We start from the raw sequence: 17,303 nt of genomic DNA, 5'->3' as shown, positions 1-17,303 counted from the left end.
GCCTAACCTGCCGAACCGGTTCCGATCCATGCTTGTCATATTCCCTGATTAGCGCGCATCAAGCAATGAATGCCGCGCCAAAGAAGGCATTTAAGGCCCAATTCAGTCGCGACGACGACCGCTGCCCGCCTGTTGCCGTTGGTAAATGGATGATTCCCGCAAACCCAAGTTGACTTCCGATGCCGGCCGCCTTATTATCAGAATGGATTTGAGGAAAAGATGTGCATCGAAATCCCCTATGACAAAATTCACGATTTCTGCCTGAAGTGGAGCGTTCGGGAGTTTTCAATTTTCGGCTCGTCTATAAGAGACGACGGTCATTCCGAAAGCGATGTCGACATCCTGGTGTCCTTCCACGACGGAACCTCATGGGGATTGTTTGAATTCTTCGATATGATCGATGAACTTCAGGAGATATTCGGGCGAAAAGTGGATCTCGTGGAAAAGGAGGCGCTTCGCAATCCCATCCGCAAAAGCGAGATCCTCAGCCAACGCCGGGTTGTCTATGCAGCTTGATAAACTTGAAGCGCAATAAGAAGGCGCACGCCCTCAAGCGTGTCGTTGAAAAAGGCGTTCCTAAAGCCTTGATAGAGAGGCTCGACGCCGCTCAAGAGCTTGTCTATGACGGCTGGGAGATTCTGGCCTTTGACGCCCGCGAGGCTAAGAGATGTTTCAGCCAAGCCATCGCGCTTGATCCGGGAATGGCGGACGCCTATAACGGGCTTGCCGAAGTGGCCCTGGCCAAGGGCGACATGGCAGCCGCCGAAAAGCACTATTTGACGGCCTATGAGAAGGCCAAGGCATCCTTGGGAACCGAAGCCAGGAATGCTTTTGGCTGGTGGGGCGAACTCGAGACCCGGCCGTATATGCGTTCCCGTCACGGGCTGGGATTGCTCTACCTCACAACGGGGCGCTACGAGCAAGCCATCGCTCTGTTTGAGGACCTTCTGGCGCGGAATCCCAACGACAACCAAGGTGTCCGCTATCTTGTCGCTCCGACCTATCTCTTGAAGGATGACCTTCCAGGGGCCATCGAAGCCTTCGACTGGTTCGAGCGCCATTACGCGGAGGACATCCCGGATCCCCACTTCCTTTTGAATTGGGGGCTGGCGTCCTACATGGCGGGACAATTCGAGGATGCTGCGATGCGATTCCGCTCGGCTTTCTTCGCCAATCCTTACCTCTTGCCGCTCGTCTTGGGCCGAAAGCCCAAGGTCCTTCCGATCTGGCACTCCAATAACCTGATGAGGATCGATTACGCCCGGGAATATTTCGATTGGTTTGGCGGCCTTTGGTCGGATCGTGATGATGCCCGCGGCTTCGTCGGATTCGTCTGGAACGACGTTGAGATCAGGGCAGGATTTCGGCGCTGGAAAGAGCTCTGGACTGAGATCGACAGGCTCGAGGTTTCCGACCTCCGATCTTCGCTGATCGACAAGGCCCGAGAGATCGAGACCAGCGAGCTTTCCCGAACGTTCTTTCTCAGAATGAAAACATTCCTGGACTCGCTCGTGAGGCCGTTTTAGCCGGCAAGAACCTCAAGCGAAGCCATTGAGCCGGCCGCCTCAAGGCTTTGAATTCAGGAAAATCAGCGATCCGCCTCTATCTTGTCGAGGAGGATGCGCAGGTTTTCTGCTGCATAAAGGGGGACCACCCGGATTTTTTCATAGCTTGCAAAGGCTTCTCCGGCGATACGGATACCATGATCAAGCCCTCTTTCCGCCAAAAACAGCCGCAGGCTTTGCATTCCGCCACGCTTTGAGGCCTTGACCTCAACGGGATAGGCACGCCCCTTATGCTCAAAAACATAATCAACTTCCGCATTGCTGCCCCGTTGCTCCCGATGCCAGTAGTGTAGCTCCGGCCGAACATGGTTGGGAAATGTCGAAAGCAGAGCCAACCCAACATACAGCTCCGCCAGGGGGCCCTTGTTGACCAAATCGATATCCCTACCGACCAGATATGATTGCAAATCGAGGCGCATAACCTTTTGGTATAGGCCGCAGTCAAGAGGCAAGACTTTGAATCTGCTCGGTTTTATCTGAGCGGCAAGAGGAACACCCCGACAGGAGGAATGATAGACCTTGATGGCCAGTCCGGCCTTGACGAGTAAGTCCAAAGCCGTGGAAAAACCTGTCGTCGACCCCTCGCCCACGGCACTGAACGAAAACTTTCTACCCATTTGAAGGGTGATGGCCTTGAAGGTCGCATCCATCCTGTCCGTGGATATTCTCCCTTTGTATTTGGCAAAATCATCCATCAGGGTGACAAGCAATTCGTCGAGAATCTTCTGAACTCCAAGTGCATCCGAATGCTCAGCATAATAAGCCAGCCCTTCGGGCAGTCCCCCCAGTACCATGTACGTCCTCAGCAAAGCCATCGCCTTCTGATGCAGGGGCTGGGCCAGCGGCTGATGCCAATCCGCCTGGCGAATGGCATCGCCCAGAAGTCCTTCCCCAACGGCATCCAGGAATTCAAAGAAGCTCATTGGGTACATGAACAGGGATGAGATACGCCCCACACCAAAGGAAGGGATTTCAGCCAAGGCGAATTCCAGCAGCGAACCAGCCGAAACGACTGCCAAATCAGGCATCTGTTCATAAAAAAAACGAAGGGACCGCAGCGCATTGGGACAAGCCTGGATCTCGTCTAAAAACAGCAGGGTCTTGCCGGGAACGATGGCCTCCCCCACATACTGGGACAATTTCTCGATGATTGTTTTGGGATTTTGGTCGTTTTCAAAAAAGATTCCAAGCTGTGGAAATTCCTCGAAATTGACTTCCACAAAAGAAGAGAATTCTCTCCCGAAGGCTCTGACCGAGTATGTTTTGCCGACCTGTCTTGCCCCTCTGACCAGCAATGGCTTTCTGGATGGCTGCCTGTGCCAATTCTGAAATTCCACATCAATTCTTCTGTTCATGAAAACCACCTTCAAATAAGGATTACACCATTATCCAAAGAAATGTCAAGGCATAAAGCAAGGTTATCTATAAATATGTCAAGGCATAATATCGCTCATCCGGCGAAATATCAAGGCGTATGGGACCGGATCATCGACCACCTGAAGCTCATCTTTGTCGCCGAGAGGCCCCCACCGCCTCAGGCCGCTTTCCAGAAGCTCCTTTGGGAGGCCGACCCTCCCGACCGTCATTGACACTGCCCAGACTTGCTTTTATACTCCCTCAAGATGGTTGAAGGGAACGATCGAAAAGGAATTTCTGATCCTTGAGCTTCTGTGTCACAGCACCCTGACGCCAGAAGAAACCCTCGCCGCACTGGACCGGTTTGACGTCGCTTTCACGCACGTGAACCACGAAAACATCGCCCACCGGCTCGATCGGAAGCCGAACGTTCAGGGCCAATCGTCGGCATTCGTCGAAACGCCTCCGCAGGCGCACGACATCGGCGGCATTGAAGAGGTCTTCCGTAAGTTTGGGGGCATGTCCGGCGTCGGGAGCGTTGAGTACCGCAACGGCCTCCTCCTCCGGATCCCGTCCCCAGCGCGCGAGTTCAATCAACGGGAGCAGATGGCGCAACTGATTTCTGCGGCGGATTTCGTGCTCCAAGTCGTTCTCACGAAGACGGAAAGTGGCCCCATCCTTCTCCACAATCTCGACCTCGAGCTTTCCTTCTACAAGGGGATGGAAGTAGTGGCGCAAGACGGACTCAAGCAGACCCTCAGCCGTAATCTCTTCTCCGGTCTGATCTCCGCGGCCCGGTAGGATGGCACTCCCGTGATGGGAAGCCTCTGCATGAGGCCATAGGCTGTCAAGGTAGCGCCCGCTCGTCACGGCATCTGTTCGCCCGAGGTAGAAACGCACCCCCACATTCGCTTCCTCAGCGGCGTCCAGGGAGTTCTGGATCGCCTCGCGCACAAGAGCGTCCGTGATACCACCGAGTGCTTCAGTGGCAAAGAACTCGTGTTCGATCGGGTCGACATTCAGATCGCTCGGGTTCATTGGGTTGAATTTCCAACTCATCGATAGCCTCCCGAGGCGCTCCGGCAGCCAATTTCATTACGAATCTTGCCTCGTTGGTCTTCCCCATACCGCGCATCTTACCATACCTCTGTCCTTTATCTTCATGAAAACCTGAATCTCTTCTCTGGTCCGGGGGGTTTGACAAAACCAAGTATGCCGGCCACTTTTTCAGCTTGGGGGGTAGCTTGGGGGCTAGCTTGGGGGGTAGCTTGGGGGGTAGCCTGGGGGGAGCTTCAGGGACAGCCTCCGGGGCAGCTGTCAATGGGGCTTATTGCTGTTTTCGGTAAACAGACGATGGATTTCAATAACGAGATTTGCCGGATAAGGACTCAGGAATCCACAGTGGATGAGAATATTTGCCGCAACTTCCCTGAAAATGTGATCTCTGAGATTGATCTGCTGTTTCTTTCCGGAACAAGGACGAAGAGTGATCATCCTGTGCTGTCAATCATCGATCCGTGGCCATTTTGAACCGGATTCAGCGGCCGGGTTGACTGGATTATCTGGAAAATACCATGCGATACGCGGCCAGGATTCATCGGAGGACACGCGATTTCCTGGATCGCCGGGATTGACCGCTCTTTTTTGGCTTGAATTTTTTTACTTCTCTAATCAGCAATATGACTCCCGGATAAATGTTCTTCTTCTCTTTGAGATCATCCCAGTTATTTGCAAAGTACCAGGCTATTGCATGATATTTTCTGCTTTTTTCTAAGAGCAAATTAATGAGCTTGTCAATTCTTTCCCCCAAATGATCCGCTTCCGATTCTGATATCCGGGGAGAGACAAAACAGATTCCAAAGCGCATCCCTTCTCTCGATTTGAGTCTTCCAGCTCCTCGACAGGCACTAATTAGCTTATTCAAGATACCTTCACATGGTTTAGATAGAGCGTCATACTCTTTTTTCTTACTTAATCTTGGCCGTATTTGTTTTGCTTCAAACAAGAATTTTTTATCACCAATCACAATTTTCAAGTCGCATCGTCCCTTAACCGACGCCGAGAACTCGTCGCCACGCTTATCAGTAGAATATTCTTCGAGAGCAATATTTCCCGATTTCCAAACCGCAGCGGCAAGAATACTTATGGCAGCACGTTCGCCATACCACCATGAACAATCCGACTTTGTCTTCTCTGTGTATTCTCTATTTAGATCACACCACTTCTTTAGGATCGGCTTCAGCTCTTGAATTGAATCGCAGATAATATGTTTTCTCGGATGTTTCATTAGCATCTCCTTTAGCTACCCCAACCACTCACTGCAGACCACCACCGGCACAATCGGGGTTTCGGGCTGCATTGCTCTTCGATCCAATGACTCCCTCATGTTATGCTTGTAATACAATTCCGTTAGATGTTTGAGAAGCACGTCGCCAACCAGGTTATTCCGCCTGATCCGGTTCAGCTCCTGAATCAGAGCCCGGGTCAAAGATCCCCGAAATGCCGCTTCCAGAGTATTGATCTGTGATTTCAAGTCAATATCTTTCGTCGAGCCGAATATCAATCTCAATTCCCTCAGAACATACCTTTGGCCTTGAGTCAGGGATTGAACAAAGTCGCGCTCAGCCTCCCGGTGTTTCACTTCCTCGACGAAAATCCGTTTTATCCGCATCACCTGTTCATTATAGCCTTTGGGCACCGGCATTCCTTCGAGTTTCGGACCACATTTAACAATGCCCAATATTTTCGGGACATCTCTTGTTTCGATATTGCCGTTTTCATTCACAAGAAACAACTGCTGGAAACGGCCATATTGACAGAACACAAAAAGCCCTTTCCGAACAGACGGCCTGGCGGCACGGATTCCGTCTCGGAGCCCGGCTATCCGTTCATACTCCTCCGGTTTTTCACGCTTGAGCTGGCGAAGCATTTCTTCGGCTTCGTTCAAATCCAGAATCTCTTCTTCATCATCGAACAAATTCAATTGCCCGCCCTTTTTTTCATAAATGGCGTACATGGCTTCTTCATTCAGCATCTCGGACTTATCAAGAATAGCCGCATCCTCACCGATTGTGTCGTGGATTTCCTGGATCCGGTTTTTGAGTTTTTGGCGGAGGCCAAGATTTTTTTCTATTCCCGTTTCCGGCAGAAAATTGAATCCATAAATCACATCATGACGGGATCCGATCCGGTCGATGCGTCCAAAACGCTGGATAAGACGAACGGGATTCCAGTGAAGGTCATAGTTTATGATCTTATCGCAATCCTGAAGATTCAGACCTTCGGCAAGAACATCCGTGGCAACGAGTCGGGTGATTTCGCTCTCGCCTGCGGCGAAACGGTATTCAGGGTTGGCTTTCGGCGCAAATCGACCGACAACCTTTGTCTTGTTTTTATCACCGCTGAAAATAACTTCGATATCGGGCCTCTTTTCGTCCGGATTCAGATTTTCATAAACATATTTGGCGGTATCCGCATACTGCGTGAAAATCAATAGCTTCCCTTCGCTCAGAGGTTTTCCCTTGATTCTCTTTAAAAGTTCCTGAAGCTTGGCATCCCGTTCCGGCGTAATAGGGAAGACAAGATCGCTGATCTTTTTCAGCAAGCCGATATCATGCTCCACATGACTTCGCAATCGATCCATATCGAAGTCTGCGGCTTGATACCGGCCGGATGCTTTCTTCAACGCGTCCATGAGATCCTGCTCTTCGGCTTGGTTCGGCTCGTAAAGGATAAGCTGGGCATCGTCACCGGCCGGGACAACCCCCGAATCGAGAGCAGTCAGAAAGCGTTCATGAACGAGGAGAAGGCGTCTTATCGTCTCTTTAAAAGCAAACACACTCGATTCAAAACGCTTGAACAACAGCACCCGAATAAGCCCACGCAAATTGACTCCAGCCCGATGCAACCCGGCATACGGTTCCTGCTTCTGTTTCTCCTTGGCGACGAAATGCCAAAGACCATATCTGGCATAGGAAAGCTCGCCGGGATTCGGGGCGCCTCTATAACTGCATTTTGATTTCCCCAGATAGCCGCGCAACTCCTGATAAATCCCCTGGTATGTCTCCTCGATGCTGTATTCAATGGTATCGAGTTCCCTTTTCGGGAAAAATTGGCGCTGCCCGCCGACAATAACATAAGCCCGTTTTTCTCCGCTTGCATATGCGTCGAAACCCACAGGATCCACAGGCTGATGAGTTTGGGCGTCGAATCCATACCAACGAAGAATATGCCGCCTTGTTCGCCTGATCAGGATATTGGACAACAGCCCGGGAAGACTCCGTTCTGCTTTTTCTACTAGACGGAAATACTGTCTGAGGTCGGGGGGATCCACGGGAAGATCGGTTCTGTCATCTTGATGAAAAAGCTTCATCTGGTGATAGATATCCCAGGCGCTTTTATTGCGGGGCGTGGCGGTCAAGAAACAGCATTTTTTCCCGGTCGAAAGGAATCGCTGAACAATTTTATAGCGTTGGGTGTCCGGATACCGGAAATTGTGGCTCTCATCGATCAGAAGGAAATTGCGGTCCCGGTATTTCACATCCTTCATCAGGATATCGGCGGGCTCCTCGGCCTTCTCTTGGAGAAATCCCATGGACAGAACTTGAGCGTTGAGATCATAGCTCTCGTTGTATCTTTCCCACATCTCGACAAGCGGAGCAGGACATATGATCAGGGGTCGAGCTCGAAAGCTTAGTTCTAATTGCTTAATGATCGCCGCCCCAATGAAAGACTTACCCAATCCCACGACATCCGAGATAAATACCCCGCCGTAATCACGAATGTTCTGAACGGCTTGGCGGACAGCCGTCTTCTGGAAGTCTGCGAGCTGTCGTTTTATCTCCGTCTCGAATAGAAAGTCTCGGTCGTCCTCCCCTTCCAGCCGGTCTTTGACGAGGGCGAATAGCGTTTTCATGTAGATGTCATAAGGCCTGACGACAGCCAAAGCCCAGGATTGTCTGAGTTCGTGGAATAGGGATTCGTCAAATTCCTGGGCCTCATTCCACAACTCGTCGAACCAGCGGGCAAGTTCGGCATGATTGTCGTTTCCCTGAACAATGACATTAAGCTCCGTGTTGTGGGACACGCCGGACAATGTCAAGTTGGACGATCCCACAATGGCTATGCCTTTCTCATGGCGCTCAACCGGCAGCCCGCCTCGATCATAAACGGTTCCATAATCGAAGATGTAAGCCTTTGCGTGAAGCCTTCCTTTTGTATAGACACGGACTTGCAATCGCTTGTCCTCGATCAATCGGGCCAGCTCACAGACAAGGCCTTCGCTTTCGTCCGTCTGGTCCATGGTCTCCATGTTGGACCGGATATCTTCGGCCGTTTTTTCAGCCATTCGCCTGGCATCAGTTTTTTTGGGGTAGGTTTGTGCTTCGGCGGCTTTTTGGATCAACTCCAGCCTTTTATACCCCTCGGCCATTTGTTCGAGTGTCTGCCTGTTTGTTGTATTGCCGATGAGAAGACGAAGCTCTTTGACATTCTTAAGCTTTGCGGCAATTCCCGTCAGTCCCGATAGAAAAAAATATCCAACGGCAAACCGGGCCATTTCAGTTGAATCCAGTATTCTATTGATATGATCGACGAGAATTTCCCGTCGATTGTCAATGATGTCATGTGTCGGCATTCTCGCTCCTGCTCGTTATTCCAATCTATAAACTCTGAGCTTTTTGTAATCTCGATTCAACAAGGTTGATGACCGCTTCGCAAACAGCAGATCTTTCATCTTTCGTAAGCTGAAGAATGTCAAAAACAATTTCGTCTATTTGTTTTCGATTATGATTCGCAATTTCTTGTCGTAGTGGCAATATCTCTCGTTTTTCTGTATCAGTAAGGATTTCTAAAATACTTGGCGTACTTGAGGGAGGAATAATAAGACAATCTGCAAGCTCATAAACTGTTAGATCAAGAAGTCCCTCTCCGAGGCCAGTCCTAGATCCTAGCTCTAAAAACAGGCTACATAGGATAGTATTCGTCGCAAATAGTACAGATTCGGTGTCTATTTTCGGGTAGATTTCATAAAGTCGCTTGTCAGCTAATACTTGATGGCTATTAAGAAATGTTCTTGGCAACTCAGTCACACTGCTTGGGCTAATGATTGGTGCATATCTTCTTTCACCAACATCCCACCATCTTGCGCGATTCGAGCAGCTGGGGCGCAAGTGAAACTTTTTAGATTCGCCCCACTTGATATATTCCAGAGCGGCTGTTCCTTTGAGTTCCTCCTTATTTTTATGGCAAAAGAATATTTTGAACTTGAGATCCGCCGGATCAATCAGAATCCTCTTGCATTCGCGAGGGCTTTTTATGACCTGCTTGAGGAATTCCGGCTCGATGCACAATTCATGAATTCTGGAATCATTCAGATAAAAGAATTCATTTGCGCCAGTTTTAATGCCGAATCTCACTTCCGCGACTTCGCCCAGACGCACAAGCTTGTCTCGTCCTTTTTCCATTATCGTCCAATAGATGTCAGGTGCCCGCAAATACTTCCCGCCCCACTTATTTCCTATATAGCGGGCAACTTTAATCAGGGGCCCGACGGCTTTCCGATTCTCGGCCTCATCTTCTCCTGGGACGGCGGAGCCATCCTCAAGCAACCGAGATTGCAAAATGGGAAAAACCCGGTATTCCTGAATTGTCCGTGGCTTGTGCGATTCCTCAAGTTCATCAATAATCACGGGCGAAATCACAAGCTCATAAGGCACACGAAACATCACGAAGCGGGCCGTTTTGTCCAACCCCCATTCTCTCGCGTCATCAGCGAAAGAAATCAGCGCAATGATCGTATTGATGTCGGCGCCTTCAAAGGACCGTCGGAGCTGGTTGTCCAAGATGAATTTCACATGGGCATGCTTTAAAAGAAATTCCTGCAGATCCTTTCCATAACCGACATCAAGCCACGAATTCGACGTGACGAAGCAGAAAGAGCCTTTGGGATTGAGAAGAGATAGTCCGATAAAGAAAAAGTAGATATAGAGATCGCTTTTCGCGTCGATTTTGTGTTTAACGGATTGGGTTTTTTCCCTGAACCCGAAGAACTTTTCAAAAGCCCGATAAACGGCTTGGGCGATCTTCCCTTTGTATTCCTTCTTAACCGGAGTGACCTTCAGTCCTTGAACAGTCGGAGCGGCAATGTCCTCCTGCCGTACATAAGGTGGGTTACCGATCACGATATCGAAACCGTTTTTGTTTTTCCGGAAGATTTCGCAAAACGCTATATCCCAGACGAAAGGCGCCTGACCTCCGCCCCTAAGAAGATGATAAGCACGACTCGCGGTTTCATACTCGGCTTCCAGATCCTCAATGCGATGAGTCATCGTTTCATCTTCAGAGACCGGATATGGATCCGGCTCTCCCACATCACTTCCAAACAGGGCCTTATTCTCTTCGACCCGCAACGATACTTGTCGGGTGGAATCGATATCCCGATGGATTTCGCTCTTTCTCGACTCCAGGATCTCCAGGAAGAGACGGCGTTCTTCAATTCTGAGATCATCCAGCGAGCGCAGTTTTCGGGGTTCGACATTGTTGAAGAACTTGATTTTTTCGGACTTCAGCAGGTCTATTCGATTCTCGAATGATTTCGGAATGATTCCGCGGCTTCTCCTGTGGCTGAAGTTGATCCCTCCTACTTCCTGAACAAGACTGTCTCCACAACGGATCTTGAAAGAGAAATGAGGCAGGAGTGGGGCATTTCGGAATCGCAGATCGCCCGGCGACGCTTTATAATCGGCGATCATAGCCAGCCATAGGCGCAGCTCGGCAACATGGCAGGCCCATTCCATGACATCGACGCCGTAGAGGGATTCGCCGATAATCTTCTTCTTCCGCGTGAAGGGATCATCAGAAATATTGAGCGCACGATTGGCCCTCTCTATGAGGTCATCAAGAATGTGAAGCATCCCGACCAGAAATGAACCTGAACCGCAGGCCGGGTCAAGGACCGTTACTTCCCCAAGAAGATCTTTGATTCTCGGCCAAATGCCGGCATTGGTGACTGATTTGTCCGCATCAGCTTTATCATCGGGATAAAGGGAAAAAACGAGGCTGTTGAGCAGGTCTTTCAAAGTTTCCGGGAGATGATTCGAAAGATAATCGGAAAGAGAAAGACGGCACATGAGATCAATTTCCGTGCGCGGCGTATAAAAAATCCCGGCTTCTCCCCGGGCGTCGATTTCGGCAGAGACATTGACCAGACTTTCATAGACTTTTCCGATCATCTCCGGATCGACGGCAATTTCTTTATCTAGAGGGCTGTCTTCGGTGATCGTAAAATTGTATCTTTCAAAAAAGCTGAATATTTGCGCGAAACAAGAGTCGGTAATGTTGGCGCGGACGGTCTGATCAAGCTTATTTTCGGCATAGAGGCCGCCATTGAGGTAAGGAGCAAGCGCGAGAGCTTTGTTGATCTTCGGAGGAAAATGTCTATGGCAGGCCGGAGACTTCTGATTGAAGGCCTCAAAGAACAGGACATTCAGCCATTTTTCTACAAATGAATCCGCCGGCTGGCTGGAAGTTCTGTATGACTCCCAAAACGTCCCCAAGAATTCCGTGTCGTCGGCCAGCCAGCGTTTACGCTGAATAAAATAGAGAAACATCGTTCGGTTGAGAAATTGGAGAGCATAATCATGGGCATGGGCGGGGCCGATGTCTTGTCCCAGAAGCGTTTTTTCTAAAGCCCTGAAAACCGACTCGTATCCTCTATAGAATTCTTTTGTAACCGATTCGACGTCGAAGGCTTCATCATGGCGTTTTTGTATCTCAAGAGGCGAAAGATCAAGCACATTCTTGCCGATGGATTCAATGTCTATAAGAGAGAGCCGCTCGGAAGCCGTGCGCAGCCGATCTCCCGGCTGGACGCTTATGCGGCGGAACAGTCGGCGGCGCTTTGGTTCGTCATCATATTTTGTGTTGATGAAATGCCAACTGTTCCGGTTGCGATCAGAAAAAATGAAGAGGGCATATTGATGATCATTCATAAGCCGGGCGACTACCGGACGCTCCTTGCTGTAGTGAAGCCGGTCGTCGGCCAACCGGCAATAAATCACGTGGAAGCCGTTACCCATTCCGGCCGCGGCAAGAAGAAGAGGATCATCGTCGAGGGCTTCTGTGGCTGTCGTATTCCAATTCCTCCGTGAAAGGGTTTGATTGACCTGTTCGTAATTCAGCTCGGTCCAGAAAAGCTCCTTGAGTTTATCAAGGCTTTTAAGATTGGTGAGGATGGAATGGACTTTATCGGCCCTTTGCATGGACATGCGACCCTCGCGCCTATTTGACTAGCCGAATATTACTTAAAAGTCGGATAAGGCGCAAGATGCGGGATAAATCCTCCTGGTCCAAAAAACGGTGGGGCAGTTCTGTCCACGTATCTTTGAAAAGAATTCATGGGCTAATAGATTAAGCGGCTAACTGACGATAGTGTGGATGGCTCCCGGCAAGCCAAAGATGTTGCAGGATAAGAAAGATTCACTCTTTTTTACTCCGCCTCCTCAGTATATTCGTCGATGACGGTGTCTGCCAAGTGCGCGAGGTGTTTCTGCACAGCCAACTCTCGAAGGCTCTCGTAGGACAGATACGTGCAACTCTCAGCCAGGGGTCCCTTCTCAAGAAGCGAGAAGACTGGCCGTCGTATCTCCTGAAACACCTTGTCGCGCTTTTCCGAGGGGGCGACGATATGAAGCTTGATGTCCATATTGGGCTGAAGCGCAAGCAGATCGGCCATTCGCAAGATACCTGAGTAGACTGCGGTCGTATGCTCGACCTCAAATGCGCGAACAATTGATCGACCACGGAGCCAAAGCACATCAATCTGCTCAATCGTGCGGAGTGTGGTGTCATCGTAATTGAGTGGAAGACGTTCTAGCAGGTTCCGGTTATCGTCCTTCCACTGCTTGAGCACTCCTGCTCGGTCCGAGCGTGGAATCCAGATCGACATACCCATTCGGGCGCCGACCTGGGCGAGTTGCGCCTGAATCCGAATGGACTCCCGTGCCTCAGCATCCTTCGCAGGCGATACTTTCTCCGCTACCCCAGAATCCTCAGGAACCGACACCGTGACGACCTTGTCGGGGCGATTCACAGTATGCGTAGCGAGTTTCCTGAGTTCCTGTTCATCAAGGGGGTATTCCCTGGGCTTGGTCGCTTGAGCAGTCAATTCTTCGGCGAGAAATTTCCCGTCCGCGTCATCCAGGCGTACGAGACTCCCTCGGACCTTTCCGGTCCATCCGATCGATCCCTTTTCCAGTCTCCGCGTAAACGAGAGTCCGCTCCAGATTTTATCATCGTGAATCGGAATCGCATTTTTGATTTCCAGCCAGACCGTAGAGCGGACGCGGAAGCGAACGACAAACGGATCACCCTCTGGCACAAAGATCGGCCTGTTATCAATAAACGGACCGTCCAGAACCTCGAGCAGCCCAAACCACCGAGACAAACGAGTGAGGTAACACACAAAGATGTCACCGGGCTTGATCCGCTCGGCCATTCTCTTGTGGTGCAGACGGAACCCAGAGATATCCCGTGTTGACCGCGCAAACGCCGCGTATGTTTCCGGAGAGAAAAGATCGATGAAGTATGCCATTTACTAGTCTCCTTCGTTTTTCGCATGCAGCTCAGCGATCGCGTGTCCTGCGGTCCGCTTTGGATGCTTGTTCGCATCGCTGCGCATATTCCATGCAAGTATATCGTAATATATCGGAGGTAGTTGGGCCTGTGCAGCTATTGATGCAATTCGCTCTTGAAAGGCAGTATATTGTTTCGGTGTTTTAATGAACTTCATAGTTGCGCTTCTCGCAATGGCTAGGTCTGGCACGATTGCATATAGCATAACAGATGAATGGGTTTGGCATTTTAAAATAGCTCCTAAATGTCTAAAAATCGAGCTTATCCGGGGTGGGCGGAAAGGAACTACAAGCGGATTCAGCTCCATTATGCACAGCTTTTCAAATACGCAGATCAATGGAATACTTTTTTTCATTGACCATTACCACTAAGGTTTCAGCAGTCCTTTCCTCTACTTCCATTTTCCCTAGGTCAAATTCCTTGTGGTGATTTGGACACAAAATGATAATATTACTCGGTAACTCCGTCCCTTTATTCTTCTTGGGAGTGATGTGAGCCGCTTCAACATAGAGAGATCCATCTTTCTTTTTAATGCTATGACTACATATTTGGCACTTATGCCCACGAACAATCTTCAGTTGAGCGATTGTCTTGTTGTCTCTCTTGTAGGCTTTACCGTGAATCTCTACTTGCTCCGAATCGGTTGCTTTGACATTTCTTAGGTCATCGAGAATTTTTAAAATGTCGTATTGAGATTCTATTTTTTCTAGCTCATTTTGCTCGTTGAAATCACTTTGCTCGGTATCACAATATTTTTTTTTCGAGAGCGGATTTCCGGTTAGCCGGTCGTAGATTCTGTTTAAGACAGCGTATGATGTGCCTGGAAATCCGCCAGCGTGTTCGAGCAAGCTATACTCATCTGAAACTACCTTTTGGACTGTACTCTCATCGTAGTATGTAAAGCCAATTTGCCCAACCATTCGACCAGAAGAATAATTATTTGCATCAAGAGGCAAAGGTAGCTGAAGAGACAATGCCTTTGCTGCCTTCATGTTGCACATCAATTTGTTGTTCTCAAATTTATCGTAATGAAATTGTTGCTGAGGGTTCAGAATCGTAACGTCTCCGTATAAGCCGACGATTTGAGGCTGGTTAGTGTCGAGGTTCTTGGTAAAAAAAAGCACGTAGCCGCCGTTTAAGAAGTTTTTTGGATAATACTGCCACTGGGAATAACCGTATACTTCTGTTTCTGTATCAATGCCAGGCTTATTGAAATGAAAGTTTACCGACTCATGTCCTGGGAATTTTCTAGCGTATGAGTGACCGGCACGAGGGTCAGTATATGGTTTTTGCCAGTTGTAGGGATTCCAAGAAATATTGACTGCCATAACGGAGCGTTTCATCTATTCTCTCCTAAGCCTAACCTTGCCGATCAGCGACCGGCCGAAAGCAGGCCCGCTACATCGGCTTGTTCTGCAGCTTAATCGTTCCTATCCTCATCAGCAGCTTCGCCGAGGCCTTTCTCTTCATCCGGTTCGATTTTATTCATGCCGCCGACACCCTCTGGTTCGCCGTCTTTCTTCCACTTGTTGTAGACGAACATAAATTGCTCGGCCAGCCTCTGCTCTAGAGGATTATCTTTATCGGGAAACCACTCGGGATTATCGAAGTCGCCAGGGCAGTGCTCTCTGATCCAATCCGCCATAGTGTCGAGGTCAATGATGAGCCTCATGTTCTTGAGCTGGTTCGCGTCAAGCTCACTGATGTGCGGCATAACATCGCCTTCGCTCCAGGCAAGTGGTGCTTGGGACTGCAGGAACCTTGCGACCTGCTTCGGGTCTTTCGTGAACACGGCGATGAGGTGCGCTTGGACCGGATCGCGGCCTTCAGCGCGCCACCACTCAAAGAGCAGTGAGGCCTCCTGTGGCAGTTCGGGATCGAAGAGTAGCGCACCCGCTGCGGCGTGGGATTTAATGCGTTCCACAAGCACCTGGCGCATATCCGCCGTCTCCTGCTTGGTGAGCGTGTTGCTGTCTTGTTTCTCTGGTTTATCGCTGACGTAGAGCCAGCGGACACACTCGACACCAAACCACAGGGGCTCGGCGATCTCCACAACACGCTTTGCAGCAGAGATCCTGGCGGCGCGGTTAGGAATCCGCCGAAGCAGATGCGAGATCAATATCGCGGCTTGTGACGGAGGTTCCGCAAAGCTAAACAAAGCGGGTGGGTTCGGAATGTTCTTGCCTAGCTTTGCCATTACTATTGCGAGCGTCTCCGCCGATATGGGATCGACCGTCGCTTCGAAAGCACGCAACTTCTCGATAACGCGCCGGGCCGTCGAACCGGTAAGGTAGGTAGTGAGGTAGGTTTCGACCGCTGCGGCGTTGCCCTGACTCGCTGCATCAAGCATCGCAGCAACCGCGGCATCAGGCACATCGTTGCGCGGTATTGTGTAAGTAAAATACCGTGCGCAGTACTCCGGCGCACTGATGCGCCGCTCGCGCGACCAGCGCGAAAGCCAATCGCTTCCGTAGTTGCTGTGCCCGAAAACGCCGCTCATTCGCGGGAAGAGATCGACAAGAAGTGCCTGCGCCGCCAAGGCATGCTCCTTCGGCATTGCCGCCAACTTCGGTTGTAGCAGTTCTGCCGAACGAGGACCGCCATCTCCGCCCCCATGCTGGTCTTTCTCAACACCAGAGAATTCGGAGTGGTTGTCCCGCACAATATCGTACACCTCTGGGAAGAATGCTCGAAGCGCCTCAACCAGGAGGAGGTCTACCGGATTAGCTTCGCCTACGAGCATGGGCAAGGCGAACATCAGCCCATTCCCAAATCGCTTCGCGCCGCGGGGCGTTGTCAGCCGAACCGAAACGCCACGGTCAAAGCCGGCGATAAACTCGCCAATCTGGTCTTTGGTGAGCTCAATCCCGGTCGCTGTGAGAGCCCGGTCTACCTGCTCGAAGCACATCCCGCGAAGGTCTTCCTTGGCCGCCGCCGGCAGCTTGAGCGGTATTTGGATGATCTTCTCAAGAAAGGCACGGCCCGAGGGCTCATCGCCCCCGCCGTACCGCTCGCCGAGTGCCTTGGCGACTACCGTATCGTCAAACGCGAGGACATAGCAAACGTTGGGAAAGTCGGCGCATGCCTTGATGAGCCGGAACAGGATGTGCGACTCGTGCTTGTCCAAGCGGTCGAGATCGTCTATCAGAACCACCACGCGCATCGCAGATTGTTCGAGGCGGGTGATGATTCGGCCACGTAGTTCCTCAAGCCCAACGGAATCGCCGGTTGCAGCGACCTCACCGAACCTCGCAAGTAGGTCGTCCAGTGTCTCGGCGGACTTTGATAGCCACCCAGCGGGCTTAGTGAACCACCTAAAACGGTTGGTCCACTTGCCTGCTCCCGTCTTCGCACGCTCGAATCTGGTGGACAGAGACGCACCGATCGCCTCTGCGAGCACCGTGAAGAACCCGCGAAGCATCGCATCATCGTCCGTGTGCCGCCACGGGTTGAAGTCACGAACCACGATTGCATCACTGCTGGAAAGTTCGGAGCGAAGCAGATTGAGGACCGTCGTCTTGCCTTCGCCCCAGGGGCCGTAGATGCCAACAACCAGGCTTGAGCCGTTCGGGAGTCCGCGCAGCACTCCCGCAATTCGGTTGACGAAAGCACTGCGGTTCAGACGGTCGTGCTGCTTGTCAGTGAGAGGCCGATCATTCGAGAATTCGAGTGGCTCGTTCGCGCTCACGGAATCATCACCGGTCCTGAAATATGGAGGTCCGGATCGGGTGGAATGACAGCTTGGCAGTT

10 protein-coding genes are annotated in these 17,303 nt (G+C 50.7%); 2 read left to right on the top strand and 8 right to left on the bottom strand.

Annotated features, from left to right (window positions below):
* Positions 1–219: 219 nt before the first annotated feature.
* Positions 220–516: a nucleotidyltransferase family protein gene (locus SCM96_07235; protein MDW7760414.1), complete on the top strand. Its 297-nt coding sequence runs from the start codon at positions 220–222 to the stop codon at positions 514–516.
* Positions 517–521: 5 nt separating this feature from the next.
* The gene (locus SCM96_07230) at positions 522–1,526 is read left to right on the top strand and encodes a tetratricopeptide repeat protein (protein ID MDW7760413.1); all 1,005 of its coding nucleotides are present in this window, start codon (positions 522–524) and stop codon (positions 1,524–1,526) included.
* A gap of 62 nt (positions 1,527–1,588) precedes the next feature.
* On the opposite strand, the gene SCM96_07225 is transcribed toward SCM96_07230, so the two are convergent.
* The 8 genes from SCM96_07225 to SCM96_07190 form a co-directional block, all read right to left on the bottom strand.
* The gene (locus tag SCM96_07225) at positions 1,589–2,920 is read right to left on the bottom strand and encodes an AAA family ATPase (GenBank protein MDW7760412.1); all 1,332 of its coding nucleotides are present in this window, start codon (positions 2,918–2,920) and stop codon (positions 1,589–1,591) included.
* 262 nt (positions 2,921–3,182) lie between these two features.
* On the bottom strand, positions 3,183–3,980 hold the full coding sequence (locus SCM96_07220; protein ID MDW7760411.1) for a hypothetical protein: 798 nt from the start codon (positions 3,978–3,980) through the stop codon (positions 3,183–3,185).
* A gap of 535 nt (positions 3,981–4,515) precedes the next feature.
* A complete protein-coding gene (locus tag SCM96_07215; protein ID MDW7760410.1) occupies positions 4,516–5,208 on the bottom strand; it encodes a hypothetical protein in 693 nt (230 codons plus the stop codon).
* A 15-nt stretch (positions 5,209–5,223) separates the two neighbouring features.
* Positions 5,224–8,556: a phospholipase D-like domain-containing protein gene (locus SCM96_07210; protein ID MDW7760409.1), complete on the bottom strand. Its 3,333-nt coding sequence runs from the start codon at positions 8,554–8,556 to the stop codon at positions 5,224–5,226.
* Between the two features lie 25 nt (positions 8,557–8,581).
* Positions 8,582–12,187 (bottom strand): DNA methyltransferase, encoded by a 3,606-nt coding sequence (locus SCM96_07205; GenBank protein MDW7760408.1) that lies wholly within the window; start codon positions 12,185–12,187, stop codon positions 8,582–8,584.
* A gap of 221 nt (positions 12,188–12,408) precedes the next feature.
* Positions 12,409–13,512 carry a hypothetical protein gene (locus SCM96_07200; protein ID MDW7760407.1) on the bottom strand — a complete coding sequence of 368 codons (1,104 nt, stop codon included), beginning with the start codon at positions 13,510–13,512 and terminating at the stop codon, positions 12,409–12,411.
* A gap of 361 nt (positions 13,513–13,873) precedes the next feature.
* A complete protein-coding gene (locus SCM96_07195) occupies positions 13,874–14,896 on the bottom strand; it encodes an HNH endonuclease (GenBank protein MDW7760406.1) in 1,023 nt (340 codons plus the stop codon).
* Positions 14,897–14,973: 77 nt separating this feature from the next.
* Positions 14,974–17,241, bottom strand: coding sequence for a P-loop NTPase fold protein (locus tag SCM96_07190; GenBank protein MDW7760405.1), 2,268 nt, complete (start codon positions 17,239–17,241; stop codon positions 14,974–14,976).
* Positions 17,242–17,303 lie beyond the last annotated feature (62 nt).

The organism is Acidobacteriota bacterium (genome assembly GCA_033549365.1).
Taxonomy (GTDB): Bacteria; Acidobacteriota; Aminicenantia; order Aminicenantales; family Saccharicenantaceae; genus JAWSUF01.
The sequence above is the reverse complement of the archived record's forward strand: the minus strand, read 5'-3'. Positions and strand labels throughout refer to the sequence as shown.